This is a genomic window from Streptomyces sp. XY006 (assembly GCF_002237655.1).
In the GTDB taxonomy this organism is placed as follows: domain Bacteria; phylum Actinomycetota; class Actinomycetes; order Streptomycetales; family Streptomycetaceae; genus Streptomyces; species Streptomyces levis.
In genome coordinates, this window is record NZ_NOKT01000013.1 from 166,509 (window position 1) to 181,493 (window position 14,985).

The window sequence follows — 14,985 nt, forward strand, 5'->3', positions numbered from 1 at the left end:
GTGGCCCGGGAAGCGTTCGAGCACCGGTACGCGGAGATCAGGGGAGTCTCCGGGGCCGACCCTGATGCCCGGGCCCTGCGCACGTGTGACCATCAATGGCATGTCGGAAGCCGCAGCAGCGCCAGTCGCCGAGCCGCGGCCGCCGCGCAAGCTCTACCGCAGCAGCGACGGACGCTGGCTGGGGGGCGTGGCGCGGGGGCTCGCCGGGCACCTCGGGCTGCCCGTGATCTGGGTACGGCTCGTCTTCATCGGCCTGTTCATGGCCGACGGCCTCGGCGCGCTGCTCTACGCCGCGTTCTGGTTCTTCGTCCCGCTCGGCGTCGGCGGGGTCGACGCGCAGAAGCCGCCCTCGCTGGTCACCACGGAGACCTCGCCCGACGGCCGGCGCAAGCTCGTCACGCGCCGGCCCGACAAGGGCCAGATCGTGGCCCTGCTGCTCATGGTCGTGGTGGCCATGGTCTTCGTGGGCAACGTGAACCTCGGCGGCGGGGCCCGGGCCTACCTCTGGCCGATGGTCCTCGTCGGCGCGGGCGTCGCCCTGGTCTGGCGGCAGGCGGACAACGCCCGCCGGGCCCGCTGGGCCGAGGTCGGCCGCCGCCGGCGTACGGTCACGCTGCTGCGCTCGGTGGGCGGCGTGCTGCTCGTGACGGCCGGCGTCTCCGGCATCTTCGTCCTGCAGGGCTCCGCAGCCCACCTCGGCTCCGTCCTGCAGGCGGCCCTCGCGGTCCTCGTGGGGATAACGCTGCTGGCGGGCCCGTATCTCGTCCGCATGACCCAGGACCTCTCCGAGGAGCGGCTGATGCGCATCCGCGCCCAGGAGCGCGCGGAGGTCGCCGCCCATGTGCACGACTCGGTGCTGCACACACTCACCCTGATCCAGCGCAACGCGGAGAACGCGGGCGAGGTGCGCCGTCTCGCCCGCGCCCAGGAGCGCGACCTGCGCACCTGGCTGTACAAGCCCGAGGGCACGGGCAAGGACGAGGCCGACGAGCCCACGACCCTCGCCGACGCGGTGCGGCGCAACGCGGCCGAGGTGGAGGACAAGCACGGCGTCCCCCTGGAGGTCGTGGTGGTCGGGGACTGCCCGCTCGACGAGAAGATCGCCGCACAGATGCAGGCCGCGCGCGAAGCGATGGTGAACGCCGCCAAGTACGGTGGCGAAGGAGGAGCCGTACAGGTCTACGCCGAGGTCGAGGGAGAGACGGTCTTCGTGTCCGTCCGGGACCGCGGGCCCGGCTTCGACCTCGACTCGATACCCGCCGACCGGATGGGTGTCAGAGAATCGATCATCGGCCGCATGGAGCGCAACGGCGGTACGGCGCGGCTGCGCGCGGTGCCGGACGGCGGCACGGAGGTCGAGCTGGAGATGGAGAGGGCGGAGAAGACGTCATGAGCGACCCGACCGAGGCGAACGGCACGGCAGCGGCGGCGGAGGCGGCCGGGTCCGCGGAGCCGGGCGGGCGTCGCGTGCGCGTGGTGCTCGTCGACGACCACCGCATGTTCCGTACGGGGGTCCAGGCCGAGATCGGCCAGACCGAGCAGACCGGCGTGGAGGTCGTCGGCGAGGCGGCCGACGTCGACCAGGCGGTCACGGTCATCACCGCGACCCGGCCCGAGGTGGTCCTGCTCGACGTGCACCTGCCGGGCGGTGGCGGGGTGGAAGTGCTGCGCCGCTGTGCCCCGTTGATGGGGGACGTCGAGCAGCCGGTGCGGTTCCTGGCGCTGTCCGTGTCGGACGCCGCGGAGGACGTGATCGGCGTGATCCGCGGCGGGGCCCGGGGCTACGTCACCAAGACGATCACCGGCACGGACCTGGTGGACTCCATCTTCCGTGTCCAGGAGGGCGACGCGGTCTTCTCGCCGCGGCTGGCCGGATTCGTCCTGGACGCCTTCGCCTCCACGGACGCGCCGCCGGTCGACGAGGACCTGGACCGCCTCACCCAGCGCGAGCGCGAGGTGCTGCGGCTCATCGCCCGGGGGTACGCGTACAAGGAGATCGCCAAGCAGCTGTTCATCTCCGTGAAGACGGTCGAGTCGCATGTCTCGGCGGTCCTGCGCAAGCTCCAGCTCTCCAACCGGCACGAGCTGACCCGCTGGGCGACGGCCCGCCGGCTGGTCTGACCCCGGCCCGGCGCACCGCCCGGGGCGTCCCCGCCCCCCGGCTCAGGCCGCCCGGGCCGCGTCCCCGCCCCCGGCTCAGGCCGCCCGGGCCGCGTCCCCGCCCCCGGCTCACCGCCCGGGCCGCGTCCCCGCCTTGCTCAGACCACCCGGGTGGCGCCCGCGTAGGGCATCTCGTCGAGCGGGGCGATCCGTACCGGCGCCGACGGGTTCGGGGCGTGGATCATGCGGCCGTCGCCCACGTAGATGCCGACGTGGCTGATGCCGGCGTAGAAGAACACCAGGTCGCCAGGGAGGAGTTCGGAGCGGGAGACGCGGCGGCCGGCGTCGATCTGGGAGTAGGTCGTACGCGGCAGCGAGACACCGGCGGAGCGGTACGCGGCCTGGACGAGGCCCGAGCAGTCGAAGGCGTTCGGGCCGGTCGCGCCCCAGACGTAGGGGCTGCCCAGCTTCTGGTAGGCGTAGGACACGGCCGCGGCGGCGCGGGAGTTGGGCGCCTGGGAGGCGGCGGGCCCGGGCGCCGCCAGGGGGTCCCGTGCCCCCGAGGCGCGTGAGGCGCGCGGGGACTCGCCGAGCCGGGTGCGCTCCTCGGCGGTGAGCCGGGTCAGCAGCCGCCGTGCCGAGCCCAGCTTGCCGGTGATGGTCCTCTTGTGCCGCTTCAGCTCCGACTGCCGCGACTTCAGGGAGGTCAGCTCGATGTGGGCGGCGCCGCGCAGCTGCTCGATCTCCCGGAGCTGCTTGCGGACGCCCGCGACGGCGGATCTCTGCCGGTTGCCGGCCCGCTCGACGAACTCGGCGTTCTCCAGGTAGCGGTCGGGGTCGTCGGACAGGGCGAGCTGCACCGCGGGATCCAGGCCGCCGTTGCGGTACTGCGCGGACGCGACCGCGCCGAGAGCCTCACGGGCCGTGTTGAGCCGTTCCTCCTTGCGGGCCGCCTGGTCCTGGAGGCCCTTCAGCCGCTGCCCGGCCGCCTCGGCCTTCTCCTTCGCGCCGTTGTACTTCTCGGTGGCGACCTCCGCCTCCTGGTACAGCTTGTCCACCTTGGCCTTGACCTGGCCGGGGGTGAGCTGCGGTTCGGCGTGCCCGGTCCCGTCGAAGCCGGTCGCCGTCGCCGCGCCCGCGAGGGCGATCGTGGCGGCCGTGCGGGCCGTGCCGCCACCTGTCGAGCGCTGTCGGGGCTTGCGGTGCGCTGCCACTGGGGGGCCACGTCCTTTCCTCGGCCGCCGATGGGTGCGTACGGCCGTCGGGGGAGCGGACAGCGGCCTGTGCGCGTCCGGCGACGGCCCGCACAGGGGAAGCGGACCGCCGCCGGACCTTCTCGGCGGTGGTGCCCGACTGCCGCCCCTGGCCCGGGCGGCGGTGGGGAGCCGGTCACCTGGTGGAGGACGCTAAACGTCGGCGCAGGGGGCCGGAGGCGGGTGCGCGGAAGTGTTGCGAGAGGACCGACGGTGACCGTATGCGACCGCGATGCGCCCCTGGCCCCGTTCACTCAACTCAGCGTGATGACCGATGTGTCCATTTCCTGAGCGAGTGACGGTGATCAGGTGCTATGGGGCCGCATATATGCATCGGCAGGCCGGTGTCCGGGCGCTGTGGGGCCCCTGATTAGGCTCCGGCCTCATGGACGTACTCATCCACCTCTTCGTCGGTCTCCACATCGTCGGCATCGCCGCGCTCCTGGGCGGATTCCTCACCCAGATGAAGGCGATGGGCCAGGGCACCGCCCGCTACACCCCCGCGATGCTGCACGGCGCCCTGACGATGCTGGTCACCGGAGTGATCCTGGTCGGCCTCAACCAGGCCGACGACCAGTCCGTGAACAACATCAAGATCGGGGTGAAGCTCGCCCTGCTGATCGTGATCCTCGGCCTGGTCTACGTGAAGCGGGACGACGAGAAGGTGGGCAAGGGCCTGTTCGGTCTGGTCGGGCTGCTGACCACGGCGAACGTCTTCATCGCCGTGCTCTGGACCTGACCCCGGCGGACCGGGATCCGGCCCGGGCCGCGGCGATCGCCCAGGCGGTGCACGCCAGCCACAGTGCCACCGCGGCCCACAGCAGCACCTCCCCGACGACATCGAGCCAGGGGGCGTCCAGGGCGGCGGCGACGGCCAGCGCCGCGGCCGCCGTCACGGCCGCGCCGAACACGCCGGCCCAGCGGCGCACGTCGCAGCCGTGCCGCGGCCACATGAGCGCGGCGGTGAGCAGGGCGACCCAGCACACCAGGGTGAGGACCAGCAGGGCGACCGTGACCCTGGTGAGGACGGCGTGGTCGTCGTCGTTCCACAGGTACAGGCGGTCGCTGTCGGCGCCGAGGAGCCGCGCCCCGGCCAGTGCCGAGACGGCGAGCGCGCCGCCCGCGAGCCAGTGGTCCCCGTGTCCCTCGGTGACCTCGCGCGGGGCGAAGCGGAACAGGGCGAAGCAGTAGAGGATCAGCCCGAGCCAGAACAGCACCAGGGCCGCGTGGGCGAGCCAGGCCGCCGACTCGGCCGCGGCGAGCGTGGCGCCCAGCACGGCGAGCCCCTGGGTGGCCACGCAGCGCAGGAACACGGTCCCGCCGCGGCCCGGGTCCCCCGCCGTGAGCAGCAGCGTCCAGCACAGCGCCGACAGCGCCAGCAGGGCCGCAGCGGACCGTTCCCAGCCGGCCGCGGCGAAGCCGGTGCCGATCAGGGCGGTCGCCGCCGTGAAGGTGTGGGCGGCCGGTGCCTGTGCCCGCCACGCCGCCCGCGGCAGCCGCAGCACGGCGTACGCCACCGCCCCCAGCCAGGCCGCGCAGGCGGGCACGAGCGCGATGCGGGAGAGGGCCTCGTACCCCGCCGAGTCGAAGCCGGCCGAGAGGGTGCCGATGGTCAGCGCGTAGGTCGCCCACAAGGTGGCAAACGGGGAGGGGCCGGACATAGCGCCGATGCTAGGCAGCGGCGCACGGGATGGGAGAGGGGCACGCGCGCGTGCCCCTCAAAAACGTCCCGGACCCCTCAGGCCGGCCGTACCACGCTGTGGATGGCCGACTCGCCGTCGTAGTAGATCGACTCCTCACGCACGTAGGTGCCGGGCTTCGGGGCGTGGATCATCATGCCGTTGCCGATGTAGATGCCGACGTGGGTGACGTCGTCGTAGAAGAACACCAGGTCACCGGGCTGGGCGGCGGCCAGGGAGACCGTCGTGCCGGCGTTGACCTGGTCGTACGTCGTGCGCGGCAGGGTCACCCCGGCGGCCTTCCACGCGGCCTGGGTGAGGCCGGAGCAGTCGTAGGAGCCGGGGCCGACGGCGCCCCATACGTACGGCTTGCCGATCTGGGCGCGGGCGAAGGCGAGCGCCTTGTCGGCCTTGGTGGCGTACGAGGAGTCGGCCGGGGCCGTGGAGGTGGGACCGGAGGCGGTGCCCGACGAGGGGGTGCCGCTCTCCTGCTGCTGGGCGGCCTCCTGCCGGGCCTTCTCCTGAGCGGCCTGCTCGCGGGCCAGCTCGGCGGCCTTGCGGGCGGCCTCCTCCCGCTTCTCCTTCTCGATCGCCGCGAGCCGCGCCTTCTCCTCGGCGGTCAGCCGGGACAGCAGGTCGCGGGCGTCGGCGAGCTTCCGCTGGACGGTGGCCTTGGCCGTCTTCAGGTCGCTCTGCGACTCGGTGAGCGTCCGCAGGCTCTCGGTGGCCTCCTGGCGCTTCTTCATCGTCGCGGACTGCTGAGTGACGTAGTCGTCGACGGCCACCTTCTGACGACCGGTCATCCGGTCCATCAGCTGGGACTGGTCGAAGTAGTCCTGTGGGGTCTCCGCGAGCAGGAACGTGGCGGTGTCGGGCGCCGCGGTGCCGGTGCGGTACTGGGCGGCGGCGAAGGAACCCAGCTTCTCGCGTGCCTCGTTGAGCTTCTCGGTGCGCTGGGCGACGTCGTCGAGGAGGGTGTCGACGCGCTTGCGCTGCTTCGCGGTCTTCTCCTTGGCCGCGTTGTACTTGTCGGTCGCCGACTCGGCCTGGCGGTACAGGTCGTCGACCTTCTTCTCGACTTCCTCCAGGCTGGGTTTGTCGTCGGCCTCGGGGGCGGCCTGGGCCGACTGGGACAGCAGGGCCACGGAGGTGAGGGCCGCCGTTGCGAGGGCGGGGGTCCGTATGCCTGCCACGCGCGTGCCCGAAGGACGCGACTTGCGGTGCGACGCCAAAGGAGGCGACTCCTTCCAAAGATCCGCCTACCGGGTTAGCTGTCGGGTTCGGGCGGGTGGTTCGGAAGGGTTGCCCTACGGCCTTCCCGGGACGGGAGTCGGGCCGATTCACCCCAGAGTCTCGGTGGGTCCCCGGCTCCGGCTGCCGCTGCGGCACACCGGACTCGGCGGAGGCCGCGCGGCCCGGCGACGTTCGCCGGTGAGGGTCGTGCGGCCCGGTCGCACCGTAGCCAACCGGTGTGGCGCCTGTGAAGGTTGATGGGTGATATGCCCGATACATTTTCGTGACCTTGTGCCGGAGCATTGCCGAGCGTGAGGTTGTGAGGGCTTCTGATGGCGACTTGTCCGGGATTGTGGGGATCGTCGCACGGTGTGATCACGCCATTCCGCAGGGCGATCAGGGGCTTCCGCTCGCCACGGAGGGCCCGATTCCCGGCGATGTTCTCGGGGCGGCGGCGGGCTGTCAGTGGGGCGCCCTAGACTCGGAGAGCGATGAGCAGCCTCTTTGACGACAGCTTCCTGGCGAGCCTCCAGGCCCAGCGGGGCCCCGCGGACGAGCCCCCTCCGCCACCCGAGGACGATCACGTTCCGGAGTCGATCCCGGACGATCTGTTCGGCGGGAAGTTCGACGTGCCGCCGGACCGGGACACCCACTACCGGGACGGCGCCCCCCGCCCGGTGATCGACTCCGCCGCGCTGCTGGACGGGCTGAACGACAACCAGCGCGCCGCCGTCGTCCACTCCGGCTCCCCGCTGCTCATCGTGGCCGGCGCCGGCTCCGGCAAGACCCGCGTGCTCACGCACCGCATCGCCCACCTGCTCGCCGAGCGGGACGTCCACCCCGGCCAGATCCTCGCGATCACCTTCACCAACAAGGCCGCCGGTGAGATGAAGGAGCGCGTCGAGCAGCTCGTCGGCCCGCGCGCGAACGCCATGTGGGTCATGACGTTCCACAGCGCCTGCGTGCGCATCCTCCGGCGCGAGAGCAAGAGGCTCGGCTTCACGTCCTCCTTCTCGATCTACGACGCCGCCGACTCCAAGCGCCTGATGGCCCTGGTCTGCCGCGACCTGGACCTCGACCCCAAGCGGTTCCCGCCGAAGTCCTTCAGCGCCAAGATCAGCAACCTGAAGAACGAGCTGATCGACGAGGAGGACTTCGCCGCCCAGGCCACCGACGGTTTCGAGAAGACCCTCGCCCAGGCCTACGCGCTCTACCAGTCGCGGCTGCGCGAGGCGAACGCCCTCGACTTCGACGACCTGATCATGACGACGGTCAACCTGCTGCGCGCCTTCCCGGACGTCGCCGAGCACTACCGCCGCCGCTTCCGGCACGTCCTGGTCGACGAGTACCAGGACACCAACCACGCGCAGTACGCGCTGGTCCGCGAGCTGGTCGGCACCTCCGAGCACCCCGTCGACGTGCCGCCCGAGGCCGAGATCCCGCCCGCCGAACTGTGCGTGGTGGGCGACGCCGACCAGTCGATCTACGCCTTCCGCGGCGCGACGATCCGCAACATCCTCCAGTTCGAGGAGGACTACCCGGACGCGACGACGATCCTGCTGGAGCAGAACTACCGCTCCACGCAGACCATCCTCAGCGCCGCCAACGCGGTCATCGAGCGCAACGAGTCCCGCCGCCCCAAGAACCTGTGGACCAACGCCGGCTCCGGCGCGCTGATCACCGGGTACGTCGCCGACACCGAGCACGACGAGGCGCAGTTCGTCGCCGACGAGATAGACCGTCTCACCGACGCCGGCGAGGCCAAGGCGGGCGACGTCGCGGTCTTCTACCGCACCAACGCCCAGTCCCGTGTCTTCGAAGAGGTCTTCATCCGCGTCGGCCTGCCCTACAAGGTCGTCGGCGGCGTCCGCTTCTACGAGCGCAAGGAGGTCCGGGACGTCCTGGCCTACCTGCGCGTCCTGGCCAACCCGGAGGACTCGGTGCCGCTGCGCCGGATCCTCAACGTGCCCAAGCGGGGCATCGGCGACCGCGCCGAGGCGATGATCGACGCGCTCGCCCAGCGCGAGAAGATCAGCTTCCCGCAGGCGCTCAAGCGGGTCGACGAGGCCTACGGCATGGCCGCGCGCTCCACCAACGCGGTCAAGCGGTTCAACACACTGATGGAGGACCTCCGCACGATCGTCGAGTCCGGCGCCGGACCGGCCACGGTGCTGGAGGCGGTGCTGGAGCGCACCGGCTACCTCGCCGAGCTGCAGGCCTCCACCGACCCGCAGGACGAGACCCGGATCGAGAACCTCCAGGAGCTCGCCGCCGTCGCCATGGAGTTCGAGCAGGAGCGCGGCGAGGACGAGCAGGGCACGCTGGCCGACTTCCTGGAGCAGGTCGCCCTGGTCGCCGACTCCGACCAGATCCCCGACGAGGAGGACGGCGACGGCGTCATCACGCTCATGACGCTGCACACAGCCAAGGGCCTGGAGTTCCCGGTCGTCTTCCTCACCGGCATGGAGGACGGCGTCTTCCCGCACATGCGCGCCCTCGGCCAGACCAAGGAACTGGAGGAGGAGCGGCGCCTGGCGTACGTCGGCATCACCCGCGCACGGGAGCGGCTGTACCTGACCCGCTCCACCTTGCGCAGCGCCTGGGGCCAGCCCTCGTACAACCCGCCCTCCCGGTTCCTGGAGGAGATCCCGCCGGCTCACGTGGAGTGGAAGCGCACGGGAGCGACCTCGCCCGCGTCCTCCGGTCCGGTCTCCGCCGTGGCGGCCTCCCTGTCGTCGTCCCGCTCGCGCTCGTCCGCCTCGGGCGCGTCCGGCTTCGCCACCCGCCGTACGTCGGAGAAGCCGGTGGTGTCGCTGGCGGTCGGAGACCGGGTCACGCACGACCAGTTCGGTCTCGGCACGGTCGTCGCGGTGAAGGGCACGGGGGCGAACGCCGAGGCAACGATCGACTTCGGCGACACGAAGCCGAAGCGGCTGCTGCTGCGGTACGCGCCGGTGGAGAAGCTGTAGCCCGGGGGCCGTCCGCCGGACGGCCTCCGCTGGTCGGTCTCTTGCCGGGCGGTCCTGTGCCGGGAGGTCTTGTGCCGACGGTCCTTCCCGGCGCGGCCTTACGTCGGGTCGACGCCGTGGCTGCGGAGCCAGGAGAGCGGGTCGATCGCCGAGCCGCCCGCGGGGCGCACCTCGAAGTGCAGGTGCGGGCCGGTCGAGTTGCCCGAGTTGCCGGAGCGCGCGATGGGGTCCCCGGCCTTGACGGCCGTCCCCGAGGGGACCGTGTACGTGGAGAGGTGGCAGTACCACGTCTCCGTACCGTCCTTCGCGGTCACGATCATCATGTTGCCGTACGCGCTGTTCCACTGCGTGCGCACGGTGCCGTCGGTCGCGGCCATCACGGTCGTGCCGTACGAGACGGGGAAGTCGATGCCGGTGTGCAGGGACATCCAGTTGATGCCCGACTGGCCGTAGAAGGCGCTCAGTCCGTGCTGCGCGACGGGCAGGGCGAACTTGGGGCGCAGCCGCTCCTTGCGAGCCGCCTCCTCCGCCGCCCGCTTGCGCTCGGCGGCCTGCTGGGCCTTGAGGTCGATGCGCTCCTGCGTACGGCTGGCCCGGTCGGCGAAGTCGTCGGCACCGGCGGCGAGGCTCTGCAACTGCGTGTCGAGCTTGTTGTTGGCCGCGGCCGGCTTCACCGGCTGCGCGTCCGCCGCGGTGGTCTGCGCCTCCGCCGCGCTGTCCTCGGTGAGGCTGCCGACGGAGGCGGCCGCGATCCCGGCCACGCCCATCACGCACGCCGAGGGCACCGCGATGGTCATCAGCGCCGAGCGCTTGGGCGGCGTACGGCGGCGGGAGCGGGAGCCGGAGCGCGAGGCCGCCCGGGAAGCGGGGGGCGCGACCTCTTCCTGGCCGTCCAGGAGCGGGGCGACGGTGGGCAGTTCGCCGGTGGCGGCCTGCTCGGGGGCGTCCGCGGCGGGGTCGTGGTACCCGGCTCCCGCGGATTCGTCGTAGGCCACCTGCTCGAACGTCGCGGTCTCGAGCTGGTCGAACGGCACCGCTTCGTGCTGGTCGAACGTCGCCGTCTCGTGCTGCTCGAAGGTTTCGCCGTGCTGCTCGTAGGCGTCCGGGGCGGCTGCGGCGGTGCCGTCGGAGTTCCACTGCGTGGCGTCGAAGGCGCCCGTGTCGAAGGTCTGCGTGCCCCATTCCCACTGCTGGGTCCGGTCGGCCGGATTGCCGCCCTGGTCCGGCTGGAGCCAGGCACCGGACTCCCACTGGCCGGTGCCGTCGGGGGACGCGGCCTGCGGCGGGACGGCCGACAGCGGCTGCTGCCCGGTGTGCCAGGAGGTCGTGTCGTAGACACCGGTGTCGTAGGCGGCGTGGTGCTGGGCCGCGTACGCGTCGTAGTGCGGGTTCTCGTGCGTACCCGTGGGCCAGTGGCCGGTGTCGTACGTGCCCGTGCCCTGGCCGCTGCCCGGCATGTCGCCGAACAGGGGGTCCGTGGCGAAGCTCGCGGTGGCGTGGCCGGTGGCGTCGAAACCGGCGCCGTCCGTGCCGGCGGGATCAAAACCAGTGGCGGCGTAGTCGCCGTACGTGGTGAAGTCGCCGTACTGGACTTCCTGGGAGCCGTACGACGCGTAGTGCGCCGAGGCGGCGTCGGAAGCCGGAGCCGGGGCCATGGTCCCCGACGGGTGACGGTCGTTCACCAACTTCTCTTTCGCCTCGACAACAGGGGCTGCCAGAGCAGTGCGGCGACTGTACCCGGCGGTACGCGGGCACGACAATCTTCGGCAGGTTTCGCGCGCGCAGGAAACGGGCATTCGGCCGTGTTTTGGCGGACTGCGGGCGCAGGCTTGGCCCTGTGTTCGAAGTTTGTTCGAGGCTGTTGGGTGATGCGGAACTGTGCGTCATCTGTATGACGAGTCCGCGCGCCGGGTGTGACGGCCGAGGGCCGACTGTCGCCCGACCGTGTGGTGTGACCGTCGGGCGGACCGGTGTGGTGTGACCGTCGGGCGGCCCGCCGTCAGGCCACCGTGAGTCCTCCGGCGTGGCCCGTGGACGGTTCACCCGGGCGGGCCGTGTCGAGAACCTGCCGTATCCCGTTGGCGACGGCGGGGTGGACGGGCAGGGCGAGATGACCGATGCCGGTGACCCGCACGTTCTGCGCCGTCAGATCCGGATGGTCGATGCAGGCCGACTCCAGCGGATCCATCACGTGGTCGAGGTCGCTCCAGAAGCTCACGAAGTGCGTACGGCAGCCCGGGGCGGGCCGAGTGAGCTCCTCGAGCACCGGCGAGCCGGGGCGCATCTGGCGCACGATGGGGTGCGCGTTGGCCAGGGGCGCCACCCGGGTGCCCGAGTGCGGCGTGCCGAGGGTCACCAGGGTCCGCACGCGCGTGTCGCCGCCGAGCCGCTGCACGTAGTAACGGGCTATGAGACCGCCGAGGCTGTGCCCGACGACGTCCACCCGCTGGGCGCCCGTGCGCTCGCAGATCTCCTCGATGTGCCGGCCGAGCAGCTCGGCCGCGGCCCGTATGTCACAGGTCAGCGGTGAGTAGTTGAGCGACTCGATCTGCTGCCTGCCGTGCTGGGCGAGGCTGCGGCGCAGCAGCACGAAGACCGAGCGGTTGTCGATGAAGCCGTGCAGCAGGACGACCGGGGGCTTGGCCTCCGTCGGCAGCTGGGCCGCGCCGTCGGCCGGCAGGACCGGGGCGGGGGCGCGCCGCTCCTGCGCGATGCCGGAGGGGTAGAGCAGGAGGTGCCCGGCCAGGATCGCGATCTCCAGGGCGGTGGCCTTCAGAAGCGCCAGGGAGAGCCCCGCCAGGCGGTTCGGCAGCAGGCGCTGGCAGAACGGAAGAAAGGGCAGAGCCGCCCCGGTGACCTTCATGGCCGACCTCCTGTCGGCACGCGGGAGGACGGCATGGCCCCCCGTGTGCACTCGTGGAAAGCAGCAGCGAAGACGGCCGACGACGACCGCGCGGGCGGCGTGAGCCGCGTGAGCTGCGGGGAATGAGCGCGGCGTGTGGCGTGTGTGACGCCGGTGGTGCGGCGGGGTCCCCGGTCGGTGCGGTGACGTGGCTCCCCGCTGGTGCGCCGTGCGTGCCCTGCGTGCTGTGCGTGCGGTGCGTTCAGTACGTGCGGTGCTTGCCCTGTGTGCTGTCGCCGAAGTGACGTACCGCCGCGGTGTGGGGTGGGTGGCGCGGCGGTGCGGCGGCCTCCTTGCGGCTCCCCTTGCGCTTGTCCCACCGTGTGATTTCCCCCTCGGTCAGCACCGTGAAACTGCCGGTTGCGGGATGCTGGAGATAACGTTCGTTCACTTCCCCGGGCGGTTCGGGGCGCGTCCGGGGCACGGTGACGTGTACGGCGTGCCGGATGTGTGCGGTACTTGTCCGTACGGATGGATGTAGTCGCTTCATGGAGGCAGTGATGGGTGTGGCAGCCGGTCCGATCCGCGTGGTGGTGGCCAAGCCGGGGCTCGACGGCCACGATCGCGGGGCCAAGGTGATCGCGCGGGCCCTGCGCGACGCCGGTATGGAGGTCATCTACACCGGCCTCCACCAGACTCCCGAGCAGATCGTCGACACGGCGATCCAGGAGGACGCCGACGCGATCGGGCTGTCCATCCTCTCCGGGGCGCACAACACGCTCTTCGCCGCGGTGATCGACCTGCTCCGGGAGCGGGACGCGGCGGACATCCTGGTCTTCGGCGGCGGGATCATCCCCGAGGCGGACATCGCCCCGCTGAAGGAGAAGGGTGTCGCGGAGATCTTCACGCCCGGTGCGACGACGCAGTCGATCGTGGACTGGGTCCGGGCGAACGTACGCCAGCCGGCTGCTTCCGGCGGCTGAGCCGACGCCGCCCGGCCCCGGGCCGGGCTGATCGTTGCCCGGGCCGGGGTGATCGTTTCCTGGGCCTTTGTGGTTGCGACCCGGGCTGGTGTGGTCGTTGCCCGGGCCGGTGCGGGCATGAGTCGGACTGGCGTGGTCGTGGCCCCGGCCGGTGTGGTCGAGGGCCGGACTGGCCTGGTCGGGGCCCCGGTGTGCGGGGTGTTTCTCTAGGCCGGGGTGATGGGTTTCGCCGGGCCCAGTTCCTCGATCATCGCCGCGCGCAGGCGCAGGGTCGTGACCAGGCGCTGGAAGGCCTCCGCCCAGTAGCCGCCCGCCCCGGGCGACGCGTCCTCCGGCTCGTCCGGTACGGCCAGCAGGGCGTCGAGACGGCCGGACTCGGACGGATCGAGGCAGCGCTCGGCCAGCCCCATGACTCCGCTGAAACTCCATGGATAACTCCCCGCGTCCCGCGCGATGTTGAGCGCGTCCACCACGGCCCGGCCGAGCGGCGGAGCCCACGGCACCGCGCACACGCCGAGCAGCTGAAAGGCTTCCGACAGGCCGTGCGCCGCGATGAAGCCGGCCACCCACTCGGCCCGTTCGGCGGCGCCCAGCGTGCCGAGCAGCTTGGCCCGTTCGGCCAGGGACACCGCGCCCGGCCCGCCCGCCTCCGGTGCGGAGGGCTCGCCGAGCAGCGCCCGCGACCACTCGGCGTCCCCCTGGCGGACCGCCGCCCGGCACCACGCCGCGTGCAGTTCGCCCTGCCAGTCGTCCGCCACCGGCAGCGCCACGATCTCCCGGGGCGTCCGGCCGCCGAGCCGCCGTGACCACGTCCCCAGCGGAGCCGCCTCCACCAACTGACCGAACCACCAGGAGCGTTCACCCCGCCCCGCCGGGGCCTTCGGCACGACGCCGTCGCGCTCCATGTCCGGATCGCACTCGTGCGGAGCCTCGACGACGATCGTGGGCGTGGGGGCCGTCCCCGCGGCCCCGCTGCCGCGCGTGTGGTCGATGGCCACGCACGCCGCCGCCCGGACCGCCATCCGCGCGGCGAGCGCCGAACCGGGCAGGGCCGACAGCAGTTCCGCCGCCGTCGCCCGGACGTTGCGGCTGCGGTCGCTCAGGGCCTGTTCCAGGAACGGCTCGTCGTCCGGGCCCAGTCCCGTGCGCAGGGAGTCGAGGAACATCAGCCGGTCCTCGGCCCGCTCCGTCGCCCAGGTCGTGGCGAGCAGCTCGCGTGCGGCGGCCGGGTCGCCGGAGCGCAGGGCGGACAGCAGGGCGACCCGCTCGGCGAACAGGCCCTCCTGCCACACCTGCCGGGTCCTGTCGTCGTCCGCGACCGGCGGTGGGGCCGCGCCGCCACCGGGAGCCGACCGCAGGGCGAATCGCCAGTCCGGGTTCAGCCGGGCCAGCCACAGGGCCCGGGGCCCCGCGAACTCCAGGGCGGCCGGGCGCAGATCCGTCCGCCCCCTGGCCGCGTCCAGCAGCGCCGGCAGCACCTGCGGAGGCGGGGCGAACCCCCGGGCGTTCGCCGCCGCCAGCCACTGGGGCAGCAACTCCATCAGGTCGGGTGCGGTGCCGCGGCGGCCGCCGGCGGACGCGCCGGGCCGGTCGGCCAGCAGCATCGCGAGTCTGCGGGCGGCAGCGGCGGGCAGCGGCGGGCGCCCGTCCGCCGGGGCCGGTCGCGGACGCTGCGCCGCCCGCGCCGGACGCAGCCCGGCCCGCCGCCGTACGGTCTCCACGGCCGCCGCGTCCAGCAGGGCCACCGGGGCGTCCTGCCCGGGGGCGGTGCCCGGCGGGGTGCGCCGGTCCGTGCCCAGCAGTGCCGTGGTGACGAGCCCCTCCCAGGCGCCCGTGCCGGGCGCGTCCACAGGAGCGGAGGTCCTGGTCATGCGCTTCCTTTCCGCGGGGCGCCCGGAGTTGGTTGAAGGCTCGCCCTTACCGGTT

11 protein-coding genes and 1 riboswitch are annotated in these 14,985 nt (G+C 72.5%); of the genes, 5 read left to right on the forward strand and 6 right to left on the reverse strand.

Features of this window, described 5'->3' with window-relative positions:
- Positions 1 to 100 precede the first annotated feature (100 nt).
- Complete coding sequence (locus CHR28_RS17255; RefSeq protein WP_094054517.1) at positions 101 to 1,393, forward strand: ATP-binding protein; 1,293 nt, start codon at positions 101 to 103, stop codon at positions 1,391 to 1,393.
- Positions 1,390 to 2,121, forward strand: a complete 732-nt coding sequence (locus CHR28_RS17260) for a LuxR C-terminal-related transcriptional regulator (protein ID WP_094054518.1) — start codon at positions 1,390 to 1,392, stop codon at positions 2,119 to 2,121. The genes CHR28_RS17255 and CHR28_RS17260 overlap by 4 nt, the downstream gene beginning before the upstream one ends.
- 137 nt (positions 2,122 to 2,258) lie before the next feature.
- On the opposite strand, the gene CHR28_RS17265 is transcribed toward CHR28_RS17260, so the two are convergent.
- Positions 2,259 to 3,314, reverse strand: coding sequence for a C40 family peptidase (locus tag CHR28_RS17265; protein ID WP_094054519.1), 1,056 nt, complete (start codon positions 3,312 to 3,314; stop codon positions 2,259 to 2,261).
- A gap of 424 nt (positions 3,315 to 3,738) precedes the next feature.
- Here CHR28_RS17265 and CHR28_RS17270 point away from each other — a divergent pair, with 424 nt between their 5' ends.
- Positions 3,739 to 4,092 (forward strand): hypothetical protein, encoded by a 354-nt coding sequence (locus tag CHR28_RS17270; RefSeq protein WP_094054520.1) that lies wholly within the window; start codon positions 3,739 to 3,741, stop codon positions 4,090 to 4,092.
- On the opposite strand, the gene CHR28_RS17275 is transcribed toward CHR28_RS17270, so the two are convergent.
- Entirely contained in the window at positions 4,070 to 5,014 is a 945-nt protein-coding gene (locus CHR28_RS17275; RefSeq protein WP_094054521.1) for a hypothetical protein, read from the reverse strand. The two genes, CHR28_RS17270 and CHR28_RS17275, sit on opposite strands and share 23 nt — an antisense overlap.
- Positions 5,015 to 5,091: 77 nt before the next feature.
- Complete coding sequence (locus CHR28_RS17280) at positions 5,092 to 6,264, reverse strand: C40 family peptidase (protein ID WP_094054522.1); 1,173 nt, start codon at positions 6,262 to 6,264, stop codon at positions 5,092 to 5,094.
- Positions 6,265 to 6,272: 8 nt separating this feature from the next.
- Positions 6,273 to 6,444: riboswitch (cyclic di-AMP (ydaO/yuaA leader) on the reverse strand.
- A 312-nt stretch (positions 6,445 to 6,756) separates the two neighbouring features.
- Between CHR28_RS17280 and pcrA the strand changes: the two genes are divergently transcribed.
- Entirely contained in the window at positions 6,757 to 9,234 is a 2,478-nt protein-coding gene (gene pcrA, locus CHR28_RS17285) for a DNA helicase PcrA (protein WP_094054523.1), read from the forward strand.
- 98 nt (positions 9,235 to 9,332) lie between these two features.
- Here pcrA and CHR28_RS17290 read toward each other — a convergent pair whose 3' ends face one another.
- Both CHR28_RS17290 and CHR28_RS17295 read right to left on the reverse strand, forming a co-directional pair.
- Positions 9,333 to 10,916: a M23 family metallopeptidase gene (locus tag CHR28_RS17290; protein WP_094054524.1), complete on the reverse strand. Its 1,584-nt coding sequence runs from the start codon at positions 10,914 to 10,916 to the stop codon at positions 9,333 to 9,335.
- Positions 10,917 to 11,233: 317 nt separating this feature from the next.
- A complete protein-coding gene (locus CHR28_RS17295) occupies positions 11,234 to 12,097 on the reverse strand; it encodes an esterase/lipase family protein (RefSeq protein WP_094054525.1) in 864 nt (287 codons plus the stop codon).
- A 539-nt stretch (positions 12,098 to 12,636) separates the two neighbouring features.
- On the opposite strand from CHR28_RS17295, the gene CHR28_RS17305 reads away from it, so the two are divergent.
- Entirely contained in the window at positions 12,637 to 13,059 is a 423-nt protein-coding gene (locus CHR28_RS17305) for a cobalamin B12-binding domain-containing protein (RefSeq protein ID WP_094054527.1), read from the forward strand.
- 206 nt (positions 13,060 to 13,265) lie between these two features.
- Here CHR28_RS17305 and CHR28_RS17310 read toward each other — a convergent pair whose 3' ends face one another.
- A complete protein-coding gene (locus CHR28_RS17310) occupies positions 13,266 to 14,930 on the reverse strand; it encodes a DUF5691 domain-containing protein (RefSeq protein ID WP_094054528.1) in 1,665 nt (554 codons plus the stop codon).
- Positions 14,931 to 14,985 lie beyond the last annotated feature (55 nt).